We start from the raw sequence: 19635 nt of genomic DNA, 5'->3' as shown, positions 1-19635 counted from the left end.
TGGACGCGGACGCGTCGAAGGCGATGGTCGCGGAGATCGACCAGGCGCACAAGGACGGCGACACCCTGGGCGGTGTCGTCGAGGTCCTGGCCTACGGGGTTCCGGTGGGGCTGGGGTCGCATGTGCACTGGGACCGGCGTCTGGACGCCCGCCTCGCGGCGGCGCTGATGGGGATTCAGGCGATCAAGGGTGTCGAGGTCGGTGACGGTTTCGGTCTGGCGCGGGTGCCGGGGTCGAAGGCGCACGACGAGATCGTCGCGACCGGGGACGGCATCCGCCGCGCCTCCGGCCGTTCGGGCGGTACGGAGGGTGGTCTGACGACGGGCGAACTCCTGCGCGTCCGCGCGGCGATGAAGCCGATCGCGACGGTGCCCAAGGCCCTGGCCACCATCGATGTGACCACCGGCGAGGCGGCCAAGGCGCATCACCAGCGTTCGGACGTGTGCGCGGTGCCGGCGGCGGGGATCGTGGCCGAGGCGATGGTGGCGCTGGTGCTGGCGGACGCGGTGGTGGAGAAGTTCGGCGGCGACAGCGTTCCCGAGACGCGCCGCAACGTCCGCGGCTACCTCGACCACCTGGCGATCAAGTGACCGCGCCGCTCGCCGTCCTGGTCGGCCCGCCCGGCGCGGGCAAGTCCACGGTCGGCGCGCTGCCGGAGCGGCGGCCGGGGAGTGGCGTACCGGGACACGGACGCCCATGCCGAGCGAGTGGCGGGCAAACCGATCCCGGAGATCCGAGGAACACATGACGTCCGTATCCCCGCCGGCCCGGAGCGCCGACGTCGACCACATCGACCACGCGGTGCTCCTGACGACGCGGCTCGACGCGCTGTCCGGGCTCTTCGAGGCGCTGGGCTTCACCCTCAGCCCGCGCTCCCCCCACCTGCTCTCCGAGCGGCCCGGCGGCCCGTTGCTGACCACCTGCACGGCCAACCGCTGCGCGCTGTTCGGCGAGACCTACATCGAACTGCTCGGGATCGTGGATCCCGAAGCCGCCGACCCGTGGCGGGTCAGACTGCTGGCCGCGGAGTACGAGGGCCTGCGCATCCTGTCGTTCGGCTGCGGGGACATCGGGACGGTCGCGGACCGGCTCACCGCGGCCGGGCTGTCCTCCACCGGGGTGCGCGACCTGCGGCGGGACGTCGAGACCCCGGAGGGCACCCGGACCGTCGAGGCCCGTGTCGTGCACATCGACCGGGACCGGACGCCGGAGGGCGCCGCGCACGTCGCCCAGCACCTCACCCCGCAGTACGTCCACCAGCCCCGCTACCTCACCCACCCCAACGGCGCCCGGCGGCTCGACAGCGTCCTCCTGGTCGTCGCCGACGAGGAACTGGAGGCGTACGCCTCGCGCTACTCGCGTCTGCTCGGGACCGCGCCGGTCCGCCGCGGTGAGGCCCGCGCGTTCCCGCTCAGGGCGGGCCGGGTGGACCTCGTACCGGTCTCCGCCCTCGGCACCGTGCTGCCGGGGCGGACGGCGCCGGTCCTGCCGTTCCTGGCGGCGGTCGGCGTCGCGGTGGCGGACGTCGCCGCGGCCCGTGCGCTCGCCGAGCGGAACGGGGTGCCCGTGCGGCCGACGGACTCGGGGTTCCTCGTACGCTCCGAGGACGCGTACGGCGTCAACATCGTCTTTGTGGAGGGGTGAAGCTCATGACCGGTGACCGGCAGCCCGTGGTGCGGACCGCGTACGGTCCGGTGCGCGGGATACGGGACGGGGCGGTGTCCGCGTTCCTCGGCATTCCCTACGCGGCACCCCCCGTGGGCCCCGCCCGCTTCGCCCCACCCCGGCCCGTCGGTCCGTGGCGTGAGGTGCGGGACGCCACCGCTCCGGGACCGATCGCCCCGCAGCCGCCGTCCCGGCTGGAGCAGGTGATGGGCCGGGCACCGTTCGCCCGGACGACGCAGGACGAGGACTGCCTCACCGTCAACGTCTGGACACCCGGCGCGGACGGGGGCGCCGGCCGGCCGGTGCTGGTCTTCCTGCACGGCGGCGGCTTCTCCAGCGGCGCCGGCGGCCTCGGCTGGTACGCGGGCACGGAGCTCGCGGAGCGCGGCGACATCGTCGTCGTGACGGTCAACTACCGCCTGGGCGCCCTGGGGTACGCCCGGCTCGGCGACCTTCTCCCGGACGCGGGCCCCGGCAACCAGGGGCTCCTCGACCAGCTCCAGGCCCTGCGCTGGGTCCGCGAGAACATCCCGGCCTTCGGCGGCGACCCCGACCGGATCACCGTCGCCGGACAGTCCGCGGGCGCCGTCTCCATCGTGAGCCTGCTCTCCGGCCCGGAGGGCCGCGGCCTCTTCCGCCGGGCGATCCTGCAGAGCTACCCCGGCGGCATGCTGCCGCAGACCCCCGACGAGGCCGCCGCCAGGACCTCCCTGCTGCTGGACTGCCTCGGCATCCCGGAGGACCGCGCCCCCGACATCCGCTCCGTCCCGGTCGCGGACGTCCTCGCCGCCCAGGGCGGCGTCGTGCGCCGCGCCCCCCACCACTTCCTGGACGTCACACCGGCGTTCCAGCTGGTGGCGGACGGCCGCTTCGTCGCCCCCGACCCCGTCGCGGCCGTCGCGGCCACCGCCGCCCACGGCGTCCGGCTGCTGATCGGCACCACGCGCGACGAAGGAGCAGCCTTCTTCGCGCCCGGCTCCCCCCTGCTGCACGGCGCCACCAAGGACGACTTCGCCAGGACATCCGAGAGCTGGTTCGGCGACGCCTCCCGCTACACCGAGTGGGAAGCCCTCGACCCCGCCGCACAAGCCGTCCGCATGACCACCGAACACTTCTTCCGCGCCCCCGCCGAACGCCTGGCCGCCCTCCTCGCCGACAGCGGCAACCCCGCCTGGCTCTACCGCCTCGACCACACCCCCGAGAGCAGCCCCTTCGGCGCCTGCCACTGCCTCGAACTCCCCTTCGTCTTCGGCAACCCGGACGCCTGGTCTGACGCCCCCATGCTCCGGGGCGCCGACCCGAAGGAGACCGCGGCACTCGTGGAACGGTTCCAGGACAGCTGGATCGCCTTCGTGCGCGAGGGCGACCCCCGCCACGCCGGCCTCCCGGACTGGCAGCCCTACCTGCGGGAGCGGCCCGGGGTGACGGTCATCGGCTGAACCGTGCGGCAGGGGCCCACTGCCGCACGGACCGATGGGTGCGCGAGATCAGCGCTCGGGTCAGCGGTTGATCACGAAGAGGATGTAGCCGCGGTTCTTCGGTACGCAGCGGTAGTCGTCGAAGCCTTCGCGCTGGTACGACTGGCCCACGTCGATGCACTTCCTGAGCGTGGAGTACCAGCCGATCCTGACCTCCTCATAGGGAAGTCCCGCCTGCGACCCCGCCGTCGGAGCGACGGAGACCGCCGCCCCCGACGAGGCCGGCGTCGCCGCTCCGGCGGCGCCGGCGCCGGCCATGACCCCGCCCAGGGCGAGGGCCGTGACGGCGGCGGATGCCGCTGCCCTGCGAATCGAAGTGCCTGTCATGTCACACCATCCTGTTGTTCCGACGGGCCGTGGCCCGGATCTACTGGTCAACTACCGTTGCTGCATGGGCAGTTGACGACTCGTGGGGGAGGTGCCTGCAAGCTAGCGACGGTGTGTCGGTGGTCACAACTGCCGTGGAAACCAACGGAAGTTGTGTGTCAAGTCGGCGTCTCCGGCCCAAGTGGCCCGGGCCGCGCTGGCCTCGTTCCGGACAGCCCGTGGGAGCGCATGGCTCCGCTGCCGCCGCCCGTTCCCAAGCGCCGTCGTCACGCCGTCGGGATAGTCGGTGGCAGCGATGTCAACCTGACCGGTTCAGCCTTGCACTTCGGGGGATGCCGTCACGGACGGCAGCAGCACGCCAGTCACGGCGGCAAGCACCGCGCGGTCGCCGCAAGGAAGCCTGCCGTGTCGTTGGGCTCGGTACAGCACCGGCAGGGCAGCGGGGGCATTCAGGTCGCTGCTGATCGCCCTGTCGAACGCATCGAGGACCTCCCTGCCGTCCGGGGACAGCAACCCCTCGGCCTCGGTATACGACCGCACCTCCGGGAGCGGTTCCAGACGGCGCAGAAGTCCCTTCCATCGGCGGCGTGTGACACGCGCGTCCCAGAAGGACCAGCCGGAGTGGAAGTCCGGGCAGTGGAAGCGGCGTGGATGGCGGTACTGCCCGGCGAGGAGAAGACCGATTTCGAGATCGGGCATCGACACGCCGCGTTCGGCAAGGTCGGTGAGGTTCGGCGGGCGCTGTTCACGGTGCCAGTCCCGGTACTTGCAGGATCTGTATCTGAACAGCCCCATGTCGACCAGCAAATGGCAGCGCAGCTCTTGGCGGACATCGCCGTCCGTCGCTGCCGACACATGGACGCACATACGGCCGGCGGCTCCCGGGGGGCAGTCGCTGCCACCGTTCGAGCCGCGGCCGAAGAGTGGCAGGGGCCCTTCCCGGCGGACGTCGTACCCCTTCCAAGTCAGTACGCGGCACAGCGTCTCGGCGACCAGGGTCGCACGCACCTCGCTCACGGTCAGCACGCCTGCGCTCGCCGGGATGGCGGAGACGGCGACCGGACCCTCCGTTGGAGGGGGAAGCAGCAGGAAACGCCGTTGCCCTGCGTCGAACAGGCGTATGGGTGCACCGCGACGTGTCACGGGAGCACTCAACCAGAGTCGCCGGCACGAGTCACGGCACATTGACCCGGCCGCACCTCGCTATGGAGGACTGGGCCTGGACGATGCTCCGACGTGGAACGCTGGTGACGACCGGGCACCGGCCGCCGTGCCGCTGGGACGAGCGGCCACCGAACCACCGGGCCGGCCGTGTTCACCATCGGGATTCCCGCGTGGTGTCCGGCGGGGCGAGAATGGTGTGGCATCTCGACAGCGGCCCCGAGGGGCGCAGGGCAGGGGGTGTCGGGTGGGAGTGGCGGAGGCCCTGGAGCCGGAGGATCCGCGTCGGGTGGGGCGCTACAGGATCGTGGCACGGCTGGGCGCCGGTGGGATGGGGCGGGTGTACTTGGCGCGCTCTCCCGGTGGGCGTCCGGTCGCGGTGAAGATGGTGCGGACGGAGCTGGCCGGGGACGGTGACTTCCGGCGTCGCTTCGCCCGCGAGGTGAGCGCGGCCCGGCGCGTCAACGGGGCCTTTACGGCCGGTGTGATCGACGCCGAACCGGACGGCTCCGTGCCCTGGCTGGCCACGGTGTACGTGCCGGGTGTCTCGCTGGGAGAGGCGGTCTCCGAGCACGGCCCCTGGCCTGAGCCCTCGGTGCGTGCCCTGGGCGCGGGGCTGGCCGAGGCTCTGGAGGCCATCCATGCCGCCGGAGTCGTCCACCGGGATCTGAAACCGTCCAACGTGCTCCTGGCCGCCGACGGGCCGAGGGTGATCGACTTCGGCATCTCGGTGGCCGGGGAGGCCGGCACGCTGACCGCCACCGGCTCGGTGATCGGCACCCCCGGTTTCATGTCTCCCGAACAGCTCACGGGCCGTCCCGTCGGTCCGGCCAGCGACATCTTCGCCCTCGGCGCGGTCCTGGCCTACACCGCCACCGGAGTCGGCCCGTTCGGCACCGGAACCCCGCACGCGCTGCACTTCCGCGCCGTGTACGAACAGCCCGACCTGTCCTCGCTCCCGGCCGCGCTACGCCCTGTGGTGGCCGCCTGCCTTGCCAAACAGCCCGACCAGCGACCCACCGTGCCCGCTCTGCTCGACCGGCTGACGACCGCGGGCGGCGAGGAGGCGGACGGCGCGACGGTCTGCGGGGCGCCTCCACCCACCGAAACCGGCTGGATGCCGGAGCAGGTCGCCCAGGTCGTCCGGGAGCGGAACACCCGCACCTCGCTCCTTATGACGAGCGGTCGCGCGTCGGCCGACCCGGACCTGTCCGAGGCGCCGGAAGCAGGACGCGCTCCGGGGGCCGGACCACGCCGCCGCCGGAAGCCGGCGCTGGTGGCCGGACTCGGAGTCGCTCTCGCGGCCGCGGCGATCCTGGTGATCGTGATCCTTCGGGGCGGGGGCGGCTCCGGCCGTGAGGACGATCAGGCCGACGGGGCGACTTCCGGGACGTCCCGGAACTCCTCGTCCGGTGCGACGGAGACCGCGAGGACCAAGCCCGCCCACGTGGCCAAGCTGCCCGATCCGTGCCAGGCGCTCTCCCGGAGGACGGTCGAACGGCTGGTGCCCAACGCGAAGGAGAAAGGGGGCAGCACGCCCGGCAAGAACACGGCCGGCAGCGCTACCTGCTATTGGAACGGCCTGGAGGACAACACCCAGTTCCGCTGGCTCGACGTCGTTCTCAGGCGTCATGACTCCGGCACCGCTCCGGACGACGAGAAGTCCGCCAGGGGCACTTACGCCGAGGCGATCACCGAGGCCCGGGCGACCGAAGGCGCCCGGAACGTCAGGACCGAGCCGCTGTCGGGAATCGGGGACGAGGCGACCGCCGTCACCTACGACCTGGCCAGGGACGGCGACGACTTCAAGCAGGTGGCGCTCGTCGTGCGGTTGAGCAATGCCGTGATCAGCGTCCATTACAACGGCGCGGGTTTCGAGGGCGCGGCCGGCCCGGACCGCGCGACGATGACCCGAGGTGCGAGGACAGCGGCCGAGGAAACCGTGCAGTCGGTCATCAAGGCCAACACTTGAGCAGTATCCCGGCAGCGTTTCGTTGTCCGGCCCGGACGCCCGGGCCGGCGGGTGGAGGCGGCGGTCAGGACCGCCCGCCCATGCTCAAACGAAGAAGAGCAGGGACGGCACCGACTGGTCGAACCAGGTCCAGAAGGGTGCGCCGGGCCGCTCGGAGGTTCCGTCCATGTTCGCCAGGGTGACACGGGGGATGTCGTGGGGGTCGCGGTCGGCCATGTCCAGGAAGTAGGCCTCGCAGGCGGAACCGCAGGTGCAGAACTGTACCCAGCGGTCGAACTCGCCGTTCAGCGCGCGGGTGAAGTCCTCGGTTTCGGCGTAGTCGTCGGGGTCCTCGCCCTCGTGGTCCGCGAGGGTCGAGGCGCGGAGCGTCGTGCTGAAGCGGTCCAGGCACAGCTCGAAGTCGACGTCGAACGACGTGATGGAGGAGTGCACGGCAGCGAGGTCACGAACACCCGCGGGGAGGGGCTCCTCCAGCAGGGGAACGACGTCCGTCGGGCCGAGGCGGGTGGGGGCCGTCCCCCACAGCACGGCCAGGGCGTTCGCCCCCGTGTACGGCGGGAGATCCCTCAGGTCGCGTGGCAACCCTCCCGTGCGACCGGTGAGGTACAGGTACCCGAGCAGGTAGGTGTCCTCCATCGCGATCAACGCCAGCCCCAGCACCTCCGCGCGCAGGGCCGCGAGAAAGCCCGGGCAGTTGTCGGCGACCGGTGCCCACACGTGTTCCAGGGCGTCCGCGAAATCCGCGTCGGCCGGTATGCCCCAGGGGGAGTCCGCCGCGAACGGGACGTCCCCGCGGCCTCCCGGCAGCAGGAGTCCTCGCAGTTCGGCTCTCTCCGCCGCCTCGCCGGTTCCCGACCAGGCGTATCCGAACAGCACCAGCCGGGGGTCGCGCCGCAGCAACTGCTCGACGCGGTAAGGATCTCCGTCGGCCAGTGCTGCCCGCCACGCGTGGTGGGTCTCTGCGGTGTCCATGATCGCGACCATAGCCTGCGCCGGCGCAGCGAGGCGGTGCGATGTTGCGGGGTTCGGCCTTGCCGGCGCGGATCCCCGAGCCGAGCGGCCGAACTGCTCGGCGCCAGGCCGCAGGTGGGCGGTCAGAGGGGCTGGAGCCGGGCGTGCAGGAGGCAGAATTCGTTGCCCTCCGGGTCGGCCAGGACGTGCCAGTTCTCGGTGCCGGTCTGGCCGACGTCGACGGGCTTGGCGCCGAGGGCGAGCAGCCGTCGCAGCTCGGCGTCCTGGTCGCGGTCGGTGGGGCTGACGTCGATGTGCAGTCGGAGCTTCCCGGTGCGCGGGTCGCTGCTGGGGCTGATGACGAGGGTGGGCTGCGGGCCGCCGAAGCCGTCGTCGGGTGGCCCGATCTCGATGCTTCCGTCGTCCTCGCGGCCGAGTTCGACGTAGCCGAGGACCTCGCTCCAGAATGCGGCGAGCCGGTCGGCGTCGGCGGCGTCGATGACGATCTCACTGATGCGGCATGCCATGCCCGTCAGTGTACGGAGGCGGTCGGAGGGCGGAGAGGCGCCTGCCGTGTGCTCGATCGCTTGTTCGATTCCCGGAGGCCATATAGGTTGCGCCACATGGAAGTTGTGGCCATCGAGCAAGCGCTGCGGGACCGCCCCGGCGACCTCACCGCCTGGCGCGCCTACGCCGACCTTCTGGTCGAACGAGGCGATGCCCGGGGCGAGTTGATTCATCTGGAACAGCGGCTGGAGCGGACGCGCCCCGCCGACCGCCCCGCTCTGCGGCACGAGGCCGCCGCCCTCGCGGCGGAGCACCAGCAGGACTGGGACGCGGCGCTGCCGCCGGGCGTGACCGTCCTGGCGCGCCGGTACGGATTCGCCACGAAGGTCGCGGTCGAGTGGAACGACGGCGCGCCCGCGTTGATCGAACAGGCCCTGCGGGAGCGCTTCGTGACCGCGCTGCGGATCACTCCGAACGGCGACGAGGAGTGGCTCGACGACGATGATGTCTTCGACGAGAACAATGACCTGATCCCGCCGCGGGCCATCGATGCCGGTGCCCTCGCGGACCTCGACCTGGGCCGGCTCGTCGAGCTCGACTTCTCGTACCTCCGCCTCGGCGGCCCCGGCGCCGAAGCCCTCGTGGCCGCGCCCGCGATCGGCCGGATCGAAACCCTCGACCTGCGGTACTGCGGCATCGGGGACACCGGCGCGGCGGCCCTGGCCGCGTCCCCGCACTTCGGAGACCTCCGCCGCCTGCACCTCCAGCACAACGGGCTCACGGCCGACGGCGTGCGCGCGCTGCACCGCTTCGAGCGGCTCGTCGAACTCGACCTCCGTTACAACCGCATCGGCGCGGAGGGGGCGGAAGCCCTCCTGGCGGCGCCGTTCGTCGGCTCGCTCACCCGGCTGCTGGCCTACCGCGACGACGTCACCGACGCCGGCGCGCGGAGACTCGCGGCGGCCACCGAACTCCCACCCGCGCTGCGCAGCCTTTGGAGGAGCGCGTGAGCATCGAACTCCGCGACCGTTTCTTCGCCCTGTCCACCGGGCAGGCACCGGCCGACGAGGTCCAGCGGTACCTCGCCGACGTCGACGCGACCGGTACCGACACCGAGCCGGCCGCGCTACTCGACGGGCTCGCGGTCTCCTGGCACCCGACGGCGCGCCACAAGGCGGTGCGCTTCGTCGACGCCGAGCGCATCGACGCCTCCGTGCGCGAGCTCTTCGCCCGGCCCAGCGAGGACGCACCGTACCTGGCAGCCGTCTTCGTCGATCCGCACGAGTTGTCGTTCCGCACGTTCGAGAACATCCTTCCGCTGGACCGCCTTTTCGAGGGCGCCCCACTGGGCTTGGAGCTCACACGGCGCGTGCGACTCGCGGAGGGCGCGTACACGTTCTCCGTGCGGCTCCCGGACGAGGCCCGCGCCCGTCTGGAGGGCCTGGACGGGCTGAACCTCTACGTGCCGCCGCTCAACGCAGGCTCACGCGGCGGCGAACGCTTTATCTTCCACTCGGCGCTGCTCGCCCAGGCACTCACCGAGGCGGTGGCCGAGGCGTTGCCGGAGTCGGTGCGCGACGGCTTCTCGCACGTCAACCCGGTGTTCCGCTGCAACCGGTTCGAGCCGGGCGACACCAAGTTCCACCGTCACCGCGACACGCCGTACTACGACGCCGAGCGTCAGCACATATCGCGCCACACCGTCCTGATCTATCTCACCGGCGGCTCCGGCGAACCGGCGCTCGACCTCCTCGGGGGAGCCTCCCTGGAGGAGATCGACCCCTTCACCTGCGTGATCTTCGATCAGCGATACGAGCATGAGGGCGCGCCCTACCGCGACGGCCGCAAGGTCTTCCTGCGCACCGAACTCGTCTTCACCGATCCCGAGGTCACCCACGACCCCGAGATCGGCGCACTGTTCAGCAAGGCGTGCTACTGGACCGGCGAAAGCGTCTTCGCCCCCGAACTCGCCCGCAACGCCGAGGTCTACTACGACCGGGTCGCCGCCGCGCACTGGAGCGGCCTCACTCCCGGCACCGGCCCCGGCCGCGAGCCGTTCGTCTACAAGGAGTTCCGCGGTGTGCAGTTCGTCGCGAACGGCTACGACTTCTGGTTCGCCAAGAGCGACACGCTCTCGCTCGCCGAATGCGCCGCGATCACCCTCCTCGACTATTTCAACAGCACCGTCGGCGGAAGCGCGTTCCGCACCCTCTGCCGCTCGGAGGTCGTCGAGGCCGACAACGCCGACTGGATTCCCGCGTTCCTGAAGGAACGACGCGGCGGATCGGCCGTTCCGCCGATCGACAAGTCCCTCCTCTTCCCGGAGCCGGAGGAGCCCGTTGCCCTCCGCTGCTGCCCGTTCCACGAGCCGTTCTTCGACCCCACCCGCAACGGTGACATCGTCGAGTTCTACTCGCAGGCCCAGAGCTTCGCGAAGTCGCACATCATGCCGGCGCCGATCGTGATGCTCGGCGAGGACGTGCTCCTCGATCCGGAGAAGTTCGTGATCCGGGGCAATGCCATCCATGTTCTCGGCAAGAAGTCGCTCGAACCCGTCAACTTCGCGGCCTGTTGGAACGCCGGCGGTCTCCCGGAGCTCTATGTCGAAACCGCGGCCACCGTCGACGCGGCACACTTCCTCGTCCCGCCGATCCTCTTCACCGAGACCGACGGCTGCTACCGCCTGCAGTTCGACTTCTTCCGCAACTCCTGGATGGTGAAGCACCAGCAGGAATCCGTCCAGGTTCCCATGGTGTATCCCAAGATGCGCGAGGCGGGGGAACTGGGCGGAGAAGAGGACGAGGACTGGGATGGCGACTGGTCCCACACCTGGGTGGCCGCGGTCGCCCGCCCTCTGATCGCCCTGGGCCCCGGCCTCGCGAACCGGGCGCTCCCTTGGTGGGTGGACGATCAGTACTGGGCTCCGGGGGAGTACGCCTCCCTCGCCTCCACGATCGAGGATTACCTCGAGGAACTCGAAGTGTGGGAAGACTGGGACGAGGACGCCGTGGAAGACGACAAGGGTGCCGACTGAGGAACACCGACCCAGGGCAGACATTCGTCTGTTGTTCGGATCTCACTCCTCCCTCGTCACCCACACATCACCCGCCCCAGAAGATGATCAGTGACTCAAGGTCGTCTTATCCGCTTGTCCAGGAACGTGGTACTACGGGAGGGCTGGTGAAGACGGGGGTGAGCCAGGGGCGCCCGGCGCCCATCCGCGACAGATGAACGGAGCGTCATCGAGATGCAGGACCCGACCGCCGACCGTCTCGACCCCGTGGCCACGACCGCCCGGATGACCGCCGCCCTGCGCGCCCGGGAGTCCGAGCGGCCCGACCGGCTCTTCGACGACCCGCTCGCGGCGACCCTGGCCGGTGACACCGGCCGGGAGCTGGCCGAGCGGGCGGGCGAGGTGCAGGCCATTCCCGTCCGGACCCGGTTCTTCGACGACCTCCTTCTGCGGGTCACCGCCGGTGACGACGCCCCCCGGCAGCTCGTCGTCCTCGCCGCCGGCATGGACAGCCGCGCCTACCGTCTGCCGCTCCCCACGACCGTCCTCTACGAGGTCGACCGGCCGGAACTGCTGCGGCTGAAGGAATCATTGCTCGGTGACGCCCCCGTGCGGTGCGCACGCCGGGTGCCGGTGGGGGCCGACCTCGCCGCCGACTGGCAGGCCGGCCTGCTGGCGGCCGGATTCCGGCCGGGGGAGGCCGCCTGCTGGCTGGTGGAGGGCCTCACGCAGTACCTGGAGGAGCAGGACGTCCTGCGCCTCCTCGACCGCATCACCGAGCTCTCCGCCCCCGGGAGCCACCTCCTTACCGACTTCGTCGCCGGTTCGCTGTTCCACGACTCGGCGGCGCGCCCGATGCTCAGCCTGCTCGAACGCTCGGGCGCCGGCTGGCGGTACGGCACCGACGAGCCGGAGCCGCTGTTCACCGAGCGGGGCTGGCGGCCGGAGACGGTGTCCTACGCGGTCGTCGGCCGGGCCCTCGGCCGGTGGCCCCGGGCGGACACACGCGGCGGCGACCTGGTGCACGCCGTGCGCTGAACCGGCCGCGCGCATTGCCGTGGGCCGCCCGCGCGGAAGCGGGCGGCCCACAGGTGTTGCCGAAAACCCCGATACCGACATGTTGTTCGTGATGAGGAGACATGACCTCTGCACACCCTGCCGACACAGCTGACTTGACTGAAGCAGCCGACGCAGCCGACGTAGTCATAGCCGGCGGCGGCATAGGCGGCCTGACCACCGCCCTCAGCCTGCACGCCGTCGGGATCCGGCCACTCGTCCTGGAAGCCTCGCGGGAGATCTCGCCGCTCGGCGTCGGCATCAATCTGCAGCCCCCCGCCGTCCGGGAACTGGACGAGCTGGGTCTGTCCGGCGAACTGGCCGCCATCGGCGTACCGGCCGTCGCCCACGTCTTCGCCGACCGCAACGGCACCGCGCTCTTCAGCGAACCGCGCGGCACGGCCGCCGGATACCGGTGGCCCCAGTACTCCGTCCACCGCGGCGAGTTACAGATGATGCTGCTGAGAACCGTCCGCGAGCGGATCGGCCCCGACACCGTCCGGACCGGCGTCCAGGTCGAGGACTTCACACAGACCCCCGACGCCGTCCACGTCCACGCCCTCGACCGCGTCGGCGGGCGGGAGGTCCGATTCGGGACGCCGGTGCTGGTCGCCGCCGACGGTATCCACTCCCGTCTGCGCGCCCGGCTCCACCCCGCGCAGGGACCGCTCCAGTGGAGCGGCGTCACGATGTGGCGGGGCGTCACCGAGGCGGACGCCTTCCCGCCGGGCAACGCCCTGCTCCTCGCCGCCGACGAGAAGAACACCCAGTTCGTCGCCTACCAGATCTCCCCTTCGGCCCTCGCCCGCGGCCGCACACTGATCAACTGGGTCTGCGCGGTCCCCACCGGCGACCCCGGCCCGCTCACCGCCGACGTCCAGTGGAACCGCGCCGGACGCGTCGAGGACGTCCTCCCGCACTACGCGGACTGGCGGTTCGACTGGACGCACCTCCCGGACCTGCTCGCCGGCAGCGAGCAGCTCCTCGAATACCCGATGGTGGACCGCGACCCCCTCCCGTCCTGGGGCGACGCCCGCGTCACCCTCCTCGGCGACGCCGCCCACCCCGGCTACCCCTCCGGCGCCAACGGCGGCTCCCAGGCCGTCCTCGACGCCCGCGTCCTCGCCTATCACCTCGCCACCGAACCCGACCCCGTCAAGGCCCTCGCCGCCTACGAGGCCGACCGGAGGGACGCGACGACGGCCGTCGTCCTCGCCAACCGCGAGATGGACCGCGTCGGGCGCACCCAGTCCCTCACCGCCCCCGGCGCGCGGCACTCCCTGGAACAGGTCACAGCGGCGTACCGCCGGGCCGCAGGCGAGGCCGGGGCGCTGAACACCCGGGCCTCGCTGACGCCTCCCAACCGGGGGTGAACGACGTCCCCCGCACCTCTGCCGCCGTCCCGGGGATTGCGCGGCAGCGGTGCGGTGGTCGACGCTGTGCCCGCCCTGTTCGTCGGAACGGCGGGAACGCCGGGAGAGGCGGGAGTCACCTTGCGCTACGTACAGCTGGGTTCATCGGGTCTGACGGTGTCGCGGATAGCCCTGGGCATGATGAGTTACGGCGGCGGACCCACCGCACAGAAGTGGTTCCTGGACGAGGAAGCGGCCGAACCCGTCGTCCGCCGCGCCGTCGAGGCCGGCATCACCTTCTTCGACACGGCCGACATGTACTCCTCCGGCCTCAGCGAGGAGATCACCGGGCGGCTCCTGTCCCGCCTCTTCCCGCGCCGCGACGCCTACGTCCTCGCCACCAAGGTCTTCTTCCCCGTCGGCACCGACCCCGACGACCGCGGCCTGTCGCCCAAGCGCGTCCGCGCCGCCATTGACGCCTCCCTGCGCCGTCTGGGCACCGACTACGTGGACCTCTACCAGATCCACCGCTGGGACTACGCCACCCCCATCGAGGAGACGATGGAGGTCCTCCACGAACTGGTCCGCAGCGGCAAGGTCCGCGCCCTGGGCGCCTCCAGCATGTACGCCTGGCAGTTCGCCAAGGCCCAGTACGTCGCGCGCGCCGGCGGCTGGACCCCCTTCGCCGCCATGCAGAACTACTACAACCTCCTCTACCGCGAGGAGGAACGCGAAATGATCCCCCTCTGCCTCGACGAGCACGTCGGCTGCATCCCCTGGAGCCCCCTCGCCCGCGGCATGCTCACCGGCACCCGCCGCCGTGACGGCGCCCACCTCACCCTGCGCTCGGGCAACGACGAGATCGCCCGACGCCTCTACGAGGAACCCGACTTCGACGTCGTCGAAGCCCTCCACACCGTAGCCTCCGCCCGCGCCCTGCCCCCCGCCCGCCTCGCCCTCGCCTGGCTCCTCTCCAAACCCGCGGTCGCCGCCCCCATCATCGGCGCCACCCGCGCCTCCCACATCGACGACGCCGTCGCCGCCGTCGAACTGGACCTCTCCGAGGACGAAGTGGCCCGCCTGGAAGCCCCGTACCGGCCGCACCGGGTGCTGGGGCACCGGAGGTGAGCCGGTGACGACGACGGAGCGGCACCCCAGTGGCCGTCGTCCCGCACGGCGGTGAACAAGCGCTGGCCGGACGGTACTCCGGGGCTCCTGCGGCGCTCCGGCAGGAGGGGAGGAGGGGGTGAGGGGGGAGTAGTGACAGCACCCGTGCGGACGTCCCCCGTCTGAGGTAGAACAGGTGGATGTCGAAGATCCTGATCTCCGCGGCGGCGGGGCCGAGGCAGGGGGCCGCGGCGGGGGTGGACGGCGCGCGGGCGGGCGGGGGATTGCTCCGCTCTCCCGTCGTGGCCGCATACGGTGTGCCGGTGGTGCTGGTGACGGCTGACGACCGTACCCCTGGGGACGCCGAGGGGTACGCCCCGCGGCGCGGCGCGCACCGCCGCGCGCCGGCGTCCGACGCCGGGCGTCCGGCGGGCGCCGCGGTCCGCCGCGCCGCCCGGGACGGCTACCGCACCACGCCGACCCTGTACGAGGCGATCCGCTGCCGCAGGGCGGTCACGACCGTCGTGCCGGCGGCGGTGGAGGAAGCGTATGGCTGATGGCACAGCGAATCAGACGGACCGGATGGGCCGGACGGATCAGGCGGACCGGGCGGGCCGCGTGGACGGGGTGGACGGGAGTGCGCTGGACGAAGTCGTCCGCTTCACCTCCGATCTGATCAGGATCGACACCACCAACCGCGGCGGCGGGGACTGCCGGGAGCGTCCGGCGGCCGAGTACGTCGCGGAGCGGCTCTCGGAGGCGGGGATCGAGCCGTTCCTGCTGGAGCGGAAGCCGGGGCGGACGAATGTGGTGGCGCGGATCCCGGGGACGGACCCGGTGGCGGGGGCGCTGCTCGTCCACGGGCACCTGGACGTGGTGCCGGCGGAGCCGGCGGACTGGAGCGTCCACCCGTTCTCCGGGGAGGTGCGCGACGGGACGGTGTGGGGACGCGGCGCGCTCGACATGAAGAACACCGTCGCGATGGTGCTGGCGATGACGCGCTCGTGGGCCCGCACGGGAGCCGTGCCGCCCCGCGACATCGTGCTGGCGTTCACCGCGGACGAGGAGGACAGCGGGGAGGCCGGGGCGGGGTTCCTGGCCGACGAGCACGCCGCGCTGTTCGAGGGCTGCACCGAGGCCGTCGGGGAGTCGGGGGCGTACACCGTGTACGGGAACGGCGGGCTGCGGCTGTACCCGGTGGCGGCGGGGGAGCGCGGCTCGGCCTGGGTGGAGCTGACCGCGCGGGGCACCGCCGGGCACGGCTCCAAGGTCAACCGCGAGAACGCGGTGGCCCGGCTGGCCGCGGCCGTCACCCGGATCGCCGAGCACGAGTGGCCGGTACGGCTGACGCCGGTCGTCCGGGCGGCGCTGCGCGGGCTCGCCGAGGCCCACGGCATCGACGTGGACCCCGCGGGGCCGCAGCCGGACGAGGTGGCGGAGCTGCTGGAGAAGCTGGGGCCGGCGGCCAAGCTGGTGGCGGCGACCGTGCGGAACAGCGCCAACCCCACGATGCTCAGCGCCGGTTACAAGATCAACGTCATTCCGGGGACGGCCACCGCGCTCGTGGACGGCCGGACCGTGCCGGGCGGGGACGAGGAGTTCGCCACCACCATGGACCGGCTGACCGGACCGGACGTGGACTGGACGTACTTCCACCGGCAGCCGGCCCTCCAGGCGCCCGTGGACGCACCGGTGTTCGCCCGGATGCGGGCGGCGCTGGAGCACTTCGACCCCGAGGGGCGCGTGGTGCCGTTCTGCATGTCCGGCGGGACGGACGCCAAGCAGTTCTCCCGGCTGGGGGTCGCCGCGTACGGCTTCTCCCCGCTCAGGCTGCCGCCCGGCTTCGACTACCAGGGCCTGTTCCACGGCGTCGACGAGCGGGTGCCGGTCGAGGCCCTGCACTTCGGCGTGCGCGCCATGGACCGGTTTGTGATGCACGAGCCGGGCCCCGGCCTCCCTTCCGGCCCCGACACCGATTCAGGCCTCAACCCCGCACCCGACCCCCTGCCCGAGGAGGCGTAGAGCTCATGGTGACCACGGCGCCCTGCGGAACCTGGCCGTCGCCCGTGGAGGCCGCCCTCGTGGCGGCGCACGGAGTACGTCCCGAATCCGTGGGTTCGGTCGGTGACGACGTGTGGTGGGTCGTGGCCCGCCCGCTGGAGGACGGGCGCCGGGCCCTGGTCCGGCGCCGGCCCGGGGGCGAGGAGTCCGTCGCACTGCCCGCGCCGTGGGACGTCCGCTCCCGTGTCCACGAGTACGGCGGCCGCGCCTGGACGGGGACGGCCCGGCGGGGCGGCGGCCCGCTGCTGGTCTTCGTGCACGGCACGGACCAGCGGCTCCACGCGTGGGAGCCGGACGGGCCGGACGCCACGCCCCGGCCGCTGACCCCGCTGTCACCCGTCGGCCGGGGGCTGCGCTGGGCGGACCCGGTGCTCCTCCCCGAGCGGGGCGAAGTCTGGTGCGTGCTGGAGGAGTTCACGGGTCCGGGCCCCGGCGACGTACGGCGGCTGATCGCCGCGGTCCCCCTCGACGGCTCCGCCGCCGGCGACCGGACCGCCGTCCGGGAGCTGACCGACGACCGGCACCGCTTCGTGACCGGTCCGCGGCTCGCGCCGGACGGCAGACAGGTGGCCTGGCTGGCCTGGGACCACCCGCGTATGCCCTGGGACGGCACCGAGCTGTGCGTCGCCCGGGTCGGCCGGGACGGGCTCACGGATGTACGGACCGTCCTGGGCGGCCCCGAGGAGGCCGTCGCCCAGGTGGAGTGGGCGCCGGACGGTTCGCTGCTGGCCGCCACCGACCGTACGGGCTGGTGGAACCTGCACCGGGTCGACCCGGAGAGCGGACAGGCCGTCAACCTCTGTCCGCGCGAGGAGGAGTTCGCCGGCCCGCTGTGGCAGCTGGGCCAGCGCTGGTTCGTCCCTCTGGCCGGCGGGACGGTCGCGGTGCTGCACGGGGCGGGGCCGCAGGTGCTCGGCGTCCTCGACCCCGTGACGGGGGCACTGGCCGACGTGGCCGGCCCCTGGACGGAATGGGCCCCCGCGCTGGACGCGCACGGCACCCGGGTCGTCGGCATCGCGGCCGGTCCCGCGAGCGGGTACGAGGTCGTCGAGCTGGACGGCAGGACCGGCCGGGCGCGGGTGGTCGGGGCCAGGCGCCGGGACGTCGTGGACCCCGCGTACTGCCCGCGGGCGGAGGCCCGTACGTTCACCGGACCGGACGGCCGTCCGGTGCACGCCCGCGTCCACCGCCCGCGCCATCCCGAACTCGCCGTTCCGGAAGGGGAACTGCCGCCGTTCGTGGTGCGGGCGCACGGCGGCCCGACCGCGCGCACGCCCGTCGCGTTCGACCCGGGGATCGCCTACTTCACCTCGCGCGGCATCGGCGTCGCCGTGGTCGACTACGGCGGTTCGACGGGCTACGGACGCGCCTACCGCGAGCGGCTGCGGGAGCGGTGGGGCGTGGTCGACGTCGAGGACTGCGCGACGGTCGCCCGCGGACTGGTCGCCGAGGGCATCGCGGACCCGGCGCGGCTGGCGGTCCAGGGCGGCAGCGCCGGCGGCTGGACGGCGGCCCTCTCCCTCGCGACGACCGACCTGTACGCGTGCGGCACCATGCTCTACCCGATGCTGGATCTCACCGGGCCGGGCGCGGAGACCCACGACTTCGAGTCCCACTACACGGAGAGCCTGGTCGGCCCCCGGGACCGGGTGCCGGAGCGCTACCGGGAGCGGTCTCCGCTGCGCCGGGCGGACCGGATCAAGGTGCCGTTCCTGTTGCTCCACGGCCTCGACGACCCCGTCTGCCCGCCCGCGCCGAGCGCGTCGCTGGCGCGGGCCGCGCGCGCCCGCGGGGTGCCGCACGCCCACATCACCTTCGAGGGCGAGGGGCACGGGTTCCGGCGGGCGGCGACGCTGGTACGGACGCTGGAGGCGGAACTCTCCCTCTACGCCCAGGTGTTCGGCTTCGCACTGTCGGGGGTGCCGGAACTGGAGCTCGACCGGTAGGGGACGGGGGCTCATCACGACGGAAGTGCGCGGCCGGGAACGAGACGGCCGCGCGCTTCCGTCATGCGCGCGGGAACCCCGTGCTCCGGGTATCCGGCAGCGGTATCCGGTAGCGGCGATTCCCCCTCCTTTGGTGCTCATGTAAGGTAAGCCTTACCTTATTCGCATCGGAATGGTGGGGAACCCGTCGTGGAGCAGACAGAACTCTCCGGCCGCGTCGCGCTGGTCACCGGCGCGGGACAGGGCATAGGCGAGGCCGTGGTCAGGGCCCTCGTCGAACGGGGAGCCCGGGTCGCGGCCCTCGACGCGAATTCCGACGGCATCGAGAAGCTGGCGGCGGAGTACGGCCCGGACCGGGTCACCGCCCACACCGCCGACGTGACGGACAGCGCGGCGGTCGAGGCCGTCGTCGAGGAGGTGGAGGACGCGACCGGCCCGCTCGGCATCCTCGTCAACGTGGCCGGAGTCCTCCACCCGTCCCCCGTCGTCGCCCTCACCGACGAGGCCTGGGAGCGCACCTTCGCCGTCAACTCCACCGGCGTCTTCGTCGCTTCCCGCGCCGTCGCCCGCCGCATGGCCGCGCGCGGCTCCGGCTGCGTCGTGACCGTGGGCTCCAACGCCGCGGGGGTCCCCAGGACCGGTATGGCCGCCTACGCGGCCTCCAAGGCCGCCGCGACCATGTTCACCAAGTGCCTGGGGCTCGAACTGGGCCGCAGCGGTGTGCGCTGCAACGTGGTCTCGCCCGGCTCCACCGACACGGCCATGCAGCGCGCGCTGTGGACGGACGACGAGGCGCCCGCGCGCGTCGTCGACGGCGACCCCGGGACGTACCGGGTCGGCATCCCCCTGGGCCGCATCGCGGAGCCGGCGGACATCGCCGACGCCGTCGTCTTCCTCGTCTCGGACCGCGCCCGGCACATCACCATGCACGACCTCTACGTCGACGGCGGGGCGACGCTGCGGGCCTGACGGGACGTCATGTCGAGCCGCCGGAAGGGCCGGTCCCGACCGGACCGGATCGGACCGCATGGGACGGGCC

Annotated in this window: 17 protein-coding genes; 13 read left to right on the top strand and 4 right to left on the bottom strand. The window is 72.5% G+C overall.

Annotated features, from left to right (window positions below; all coding sequences use genetic code 11):
- The 3 genes from aroC to HN013_RS16970 form a co-directional block, all read left to right on the top strand.
- The coding region (gene aroC, locus HN013_RS16980; RefSeq protein WP_171166996.1) for a chorismate synthase at positions 1 to 590 on the top strand (590 nt) is incomplete at its 5' end.
- 154 nt (positions 591 to 744) lie between these two features.
- The gene (locus HN013_RS16975; RefSeq protein WP_171166995.1) at positions 745 to 1644 is read left to right on the top strand and encodes a VOC family protein; all 900 of its coding nucleotides are present in this window, start codon (positions 745 to 747) and stop codon (positions 1642 to 1644) included.
- 5 nt (positions 1645 to 1649) lie between these two features.
- The gene (locus HN013_RS16970; RefSeq protein WP_171166994.1) at positions 1650 to 3104 is read left to right on the top strand and encodes a carboxylesterase/lipase family protein; all 1455 of its coding nucleotides are present in this window, start codon (positions 1650 to 1652) and stop codon (positions 3102 to 3104) included.
- Positions 3105 to 3164: 60 nt separating this feature from the next.
- Here the strand turns inward: HN013_RS16970 and HN013_RS16965 are convergent, their stop codons facing one another.
- Both HN013_RS16965 and HN013_RS16960 read right to left on the bottom strand, forming a co-directional pair.
- The gene (locus HN013_RS16965; RefSeq protein ID WP_171166993.1) at positions 3165 to 3470 is read right to left on the bottom strand and encodes a hypothetical protein; all 306 of its coding nucleotides are present in this window, start codon (positions 3468 to 3470) and stop codon (positions 3165 to 3167) included.
- Positions 3471 to 3782: 312 nt separating this feature from the next.
- Positions 3783 to 4337 (bottom strand): hypothetical protein, encoded by a 555-nt coding sequence (locus HN013_RS16960; protein WP_212764435.1) that lies wholly within the window; start codon positions 4335 to 4337, stop codon positions 3783 to 3785.
- A gap of 583 nt (positions 4338 to 4920) precedes the next feature.
- Between HN013_RS16960 and HN013_RS32385 the strand changes: the two genes are divergently transcribed.
- Complete coding sequence (locus HN013_RS32385; protein ID WP_312018625.1) at positions 4921 to 6603, top strand: serine/threonine-protein kinase; 1683 nt, start codon at positions 4921 to 4923, stop codon at positions 6601 to 6603.
- Positions 6604 to 6687: 84 nt separating this feature from the next.
- On the opposite strand, the gene HN013_RS16950 is transcribed toward HN013_RS32385, so the two are convergent.
- Together HN013_RS16950 and HN013_RS16945 are read right to left on the bottom strand one after the other, a co-directional pair.
- Positions 6688 to 7575, bottom strand: a complete 888-nt coding sequence (locus HN013_RS16950) for a hypothetical protein (protein ID WP_171166991.1) — start codon at positions 7573 to 7575, stop codon at positions 6688 to 6690.
- A 122-nt stretch (positions 7576 to 7697) separates the two neighbouring features.
- Entirely contained in the window at positions 7698 to 8081 is a 384-nt protein-coding gene (locus HN013_RS16945; RefSeq protein ID WP_171166990.1) for a VOC family protein, read from the bottom strand.
- Between the two features lie 96 nt (positions 8082 to 8177).
- Between HN013_RS16945 and HN013_RS16940 the strand changes: the two genes are divergently transcribed.
- The 9 genes from HN013_RS16940 to HN013_RS16900 all read left to right on the top strand — a co-directional run bounded on the left by HN013_RS16940 (position 8178) and on the right by HN013_RS16900 (position 19565).
- Positions 8178 to 9071 (top strand): TIGR02996 domain-containing protein, encoded by an 894-nt coding sequence (locus tag HN013_RS16940; RefSeq protein ID WP_171166989.1) that lies wholly within the window; start codon positions 8178 to 8180, stop codon positions 9069 to 9071.
- Complete coding sequence (locus tag HN013_RS16935) at positions 9068 to 11095, top strand: hypothetical protein (protein ID WP_171166988.1); 2028 nt, start codon at positions 9068 to 9070, stop codon at positions 11093 to 11095. The genes HN013_RS16940 and HN013_RS16935 overlap by 4 nt, the downstream gene beginning before the upstream one ends.
- A gap of 213 nt (positions 11096 to 11308) precedes the next feature.
- Complete coding sequence (locus HN013_RS16930; protein ID WP_171166987.1) at positions 11309 to 12112, top strand: SAM-dependent methyltransferase; 804 nt, start codon at positions 11309 to 11311, stop codon at positions 12110 to 12112.
- 134 nt (positions 12113 to 12246) lie between these two features.
- Complete coding sequence (locus HN013_RS16925) at positions 12247 to 13503, top strand: FAD-dependent monooxygenase (protein ID WP_249375081.1); 1257 nt, start codon at positions 12247 to 12249, stop codon at positions 13501 to 13503.
- Positions 13504 to 13623: 120 nt separating this feature from the next.
- On the top strand, positions 13624 to 14610 hold the full coding sequence (locus HN013_RS16920; protein ID WP_171166985.1) for an aldo/keto reductase: 987 nt from the start codon (positions 13624 to 13626) through the stop codon (positions 14608 to 14610).
- 179 nt (positions 14611 to 14789) lie between these two features.
- Positions 14790 to 15146, top strand: a complete 357-nt coding sequence (locus tag HN013_RS16915) for a hypothetical protein (RefSeq protein ID WP_171166984.1) — start codon at positions 14790 to 14792, stop codon at positions 15144 to 15146.
- Between the two features lie 25 nt (positions 15147 to 15171).
- The gene (locus HN013_RS16910) at positions 15172 to 16611 is read left to right on the top strand and encodes a M20/M25/M40 family metallo-hydrolase (protein ID WP_171167004.1); all 1440 of its coding nucleotides are present in this window, start codon (positions 15172 to 15174) and stop codon (positions 16609 to 16611) included.
- 5 nt (positions 16612 to 16616) lie between these two features.
- Positions 16617 to 18596, top strand: a complete 1980-nt coding sequence (locus HN013_RS16905) for a prolyl oligopeptidase family serine peptidase (RefSeq protein WP_171166983.1) — start codon at positions 16617 to 16619, stop codon at positions 18594 to 18596.
- 189 nt (positions 18597 to 18785) lie between these two features.
- Entirely contained in the window at positions 18786 to 19565 is a 780-nt protein-coding gene (locus tag HN013_RS16900; protein ID WP_171166982.1) for a 2,3-dihydro-2,3-dihydroxybenzoate dehydrogenase, read from the top strand.
- The last annotated feature ends 70 nt before the right edge of the window (positions 19566 to 19635 follow it).

The organism is Streptomyces sp. I05A-00742, assembly GCF_013055795.1.
In the GTDB taxonomy this organism is placed as follows: domain Bacteria; phylum Actinomycetota; class Actinomycetes; order Streptomycetales; family Streptomycetaceae; genus Streptomyces.
This window is presented reverse-complemented; position numbering and strand designations above follow the sequence as displayed.

Excerpts from the sequence above, each read along its gene's own strand:
- HN013_RS16975 (WP_171166995.1), top strand. The coding sequence starts at position 745 with ATGACGTCCGTATCCCCGCCGGCCCGGAGCGCCGACGTCGACCACATC.
- HN013_RS16970 (WP_171166994.1), top strand. The coding sequence starts at position 1,650 with ATGACCGGTGACCGGCAGCCCGTGGTGCGGACCGCGTACGGTCCGGTG.
- HN013_RS16965 (WP_171166993.1), bottom strand. The coding sequence starts at position 3,470 with ATGACAGGCACTTCGATTCGCAGGGCAGCGGCATCCGCCGCCGTCACG.
- HN013_RS16960 (WP_212764435.1), bottom strand. The coding sequence starts at position 4,337 with ATGTGCGTCCATGTGTCGGCAGCGACGGACGGCGATGTCCGCCAAGAG.
- HN013_RS16950 (WP_171166991.1), bottom strand. The coding sequence starts at position 7,575 with ATGGACACCGCAGAGACCCACCACGCGTGGCGGGCAGCACTGGCCGAC.
- HN013_RS16945 (WP_171166990.1), bottom strand. The coding sequence starts at position 8,081 with ATGGCATGCCGCATCAGTGAGATCGTCATCGACGCCGCCGACGCCGAC.
- HN013_RS16940 (WP_171166989.1), top strand. The coding sequence starts at position 8,178 with ATGGAAGTTGTGGCCATCGAGCAAGCGCTGCGGGACCGCCCCGGCGAC.
- HN013_RS16930 (WP_171166987.1), top strand. The coding sequence starts at position 11,309 with ATGCAGGACCCGACCGCCGACCGTCTCGACCCCGTGGCCACGACCGCC.
- HN013_RS16915 (WP_171166984.1), top strand. The coding sequence starts at position 14,790 with ATGTCGAAGATCCTGATCTCCGCGGCGGCGGGGCCGAGGCAGGGGGCC.
- HN013_RS16910 (WP_171167004.1), top strand. The coding sequence starts at position 15,172 with ATGGGCCGGACGGATCAGGCGGACCGGGCGGGCCGCGTGGACGGGGTG.
- HN013_RS16905 (WP_171166983.1), top strand. The coding sequence starts at position 16,617 with ATGGTGACCACGGCGCCCTGCGGAACCTGGCCGTCGCCCGTGGAGGCC.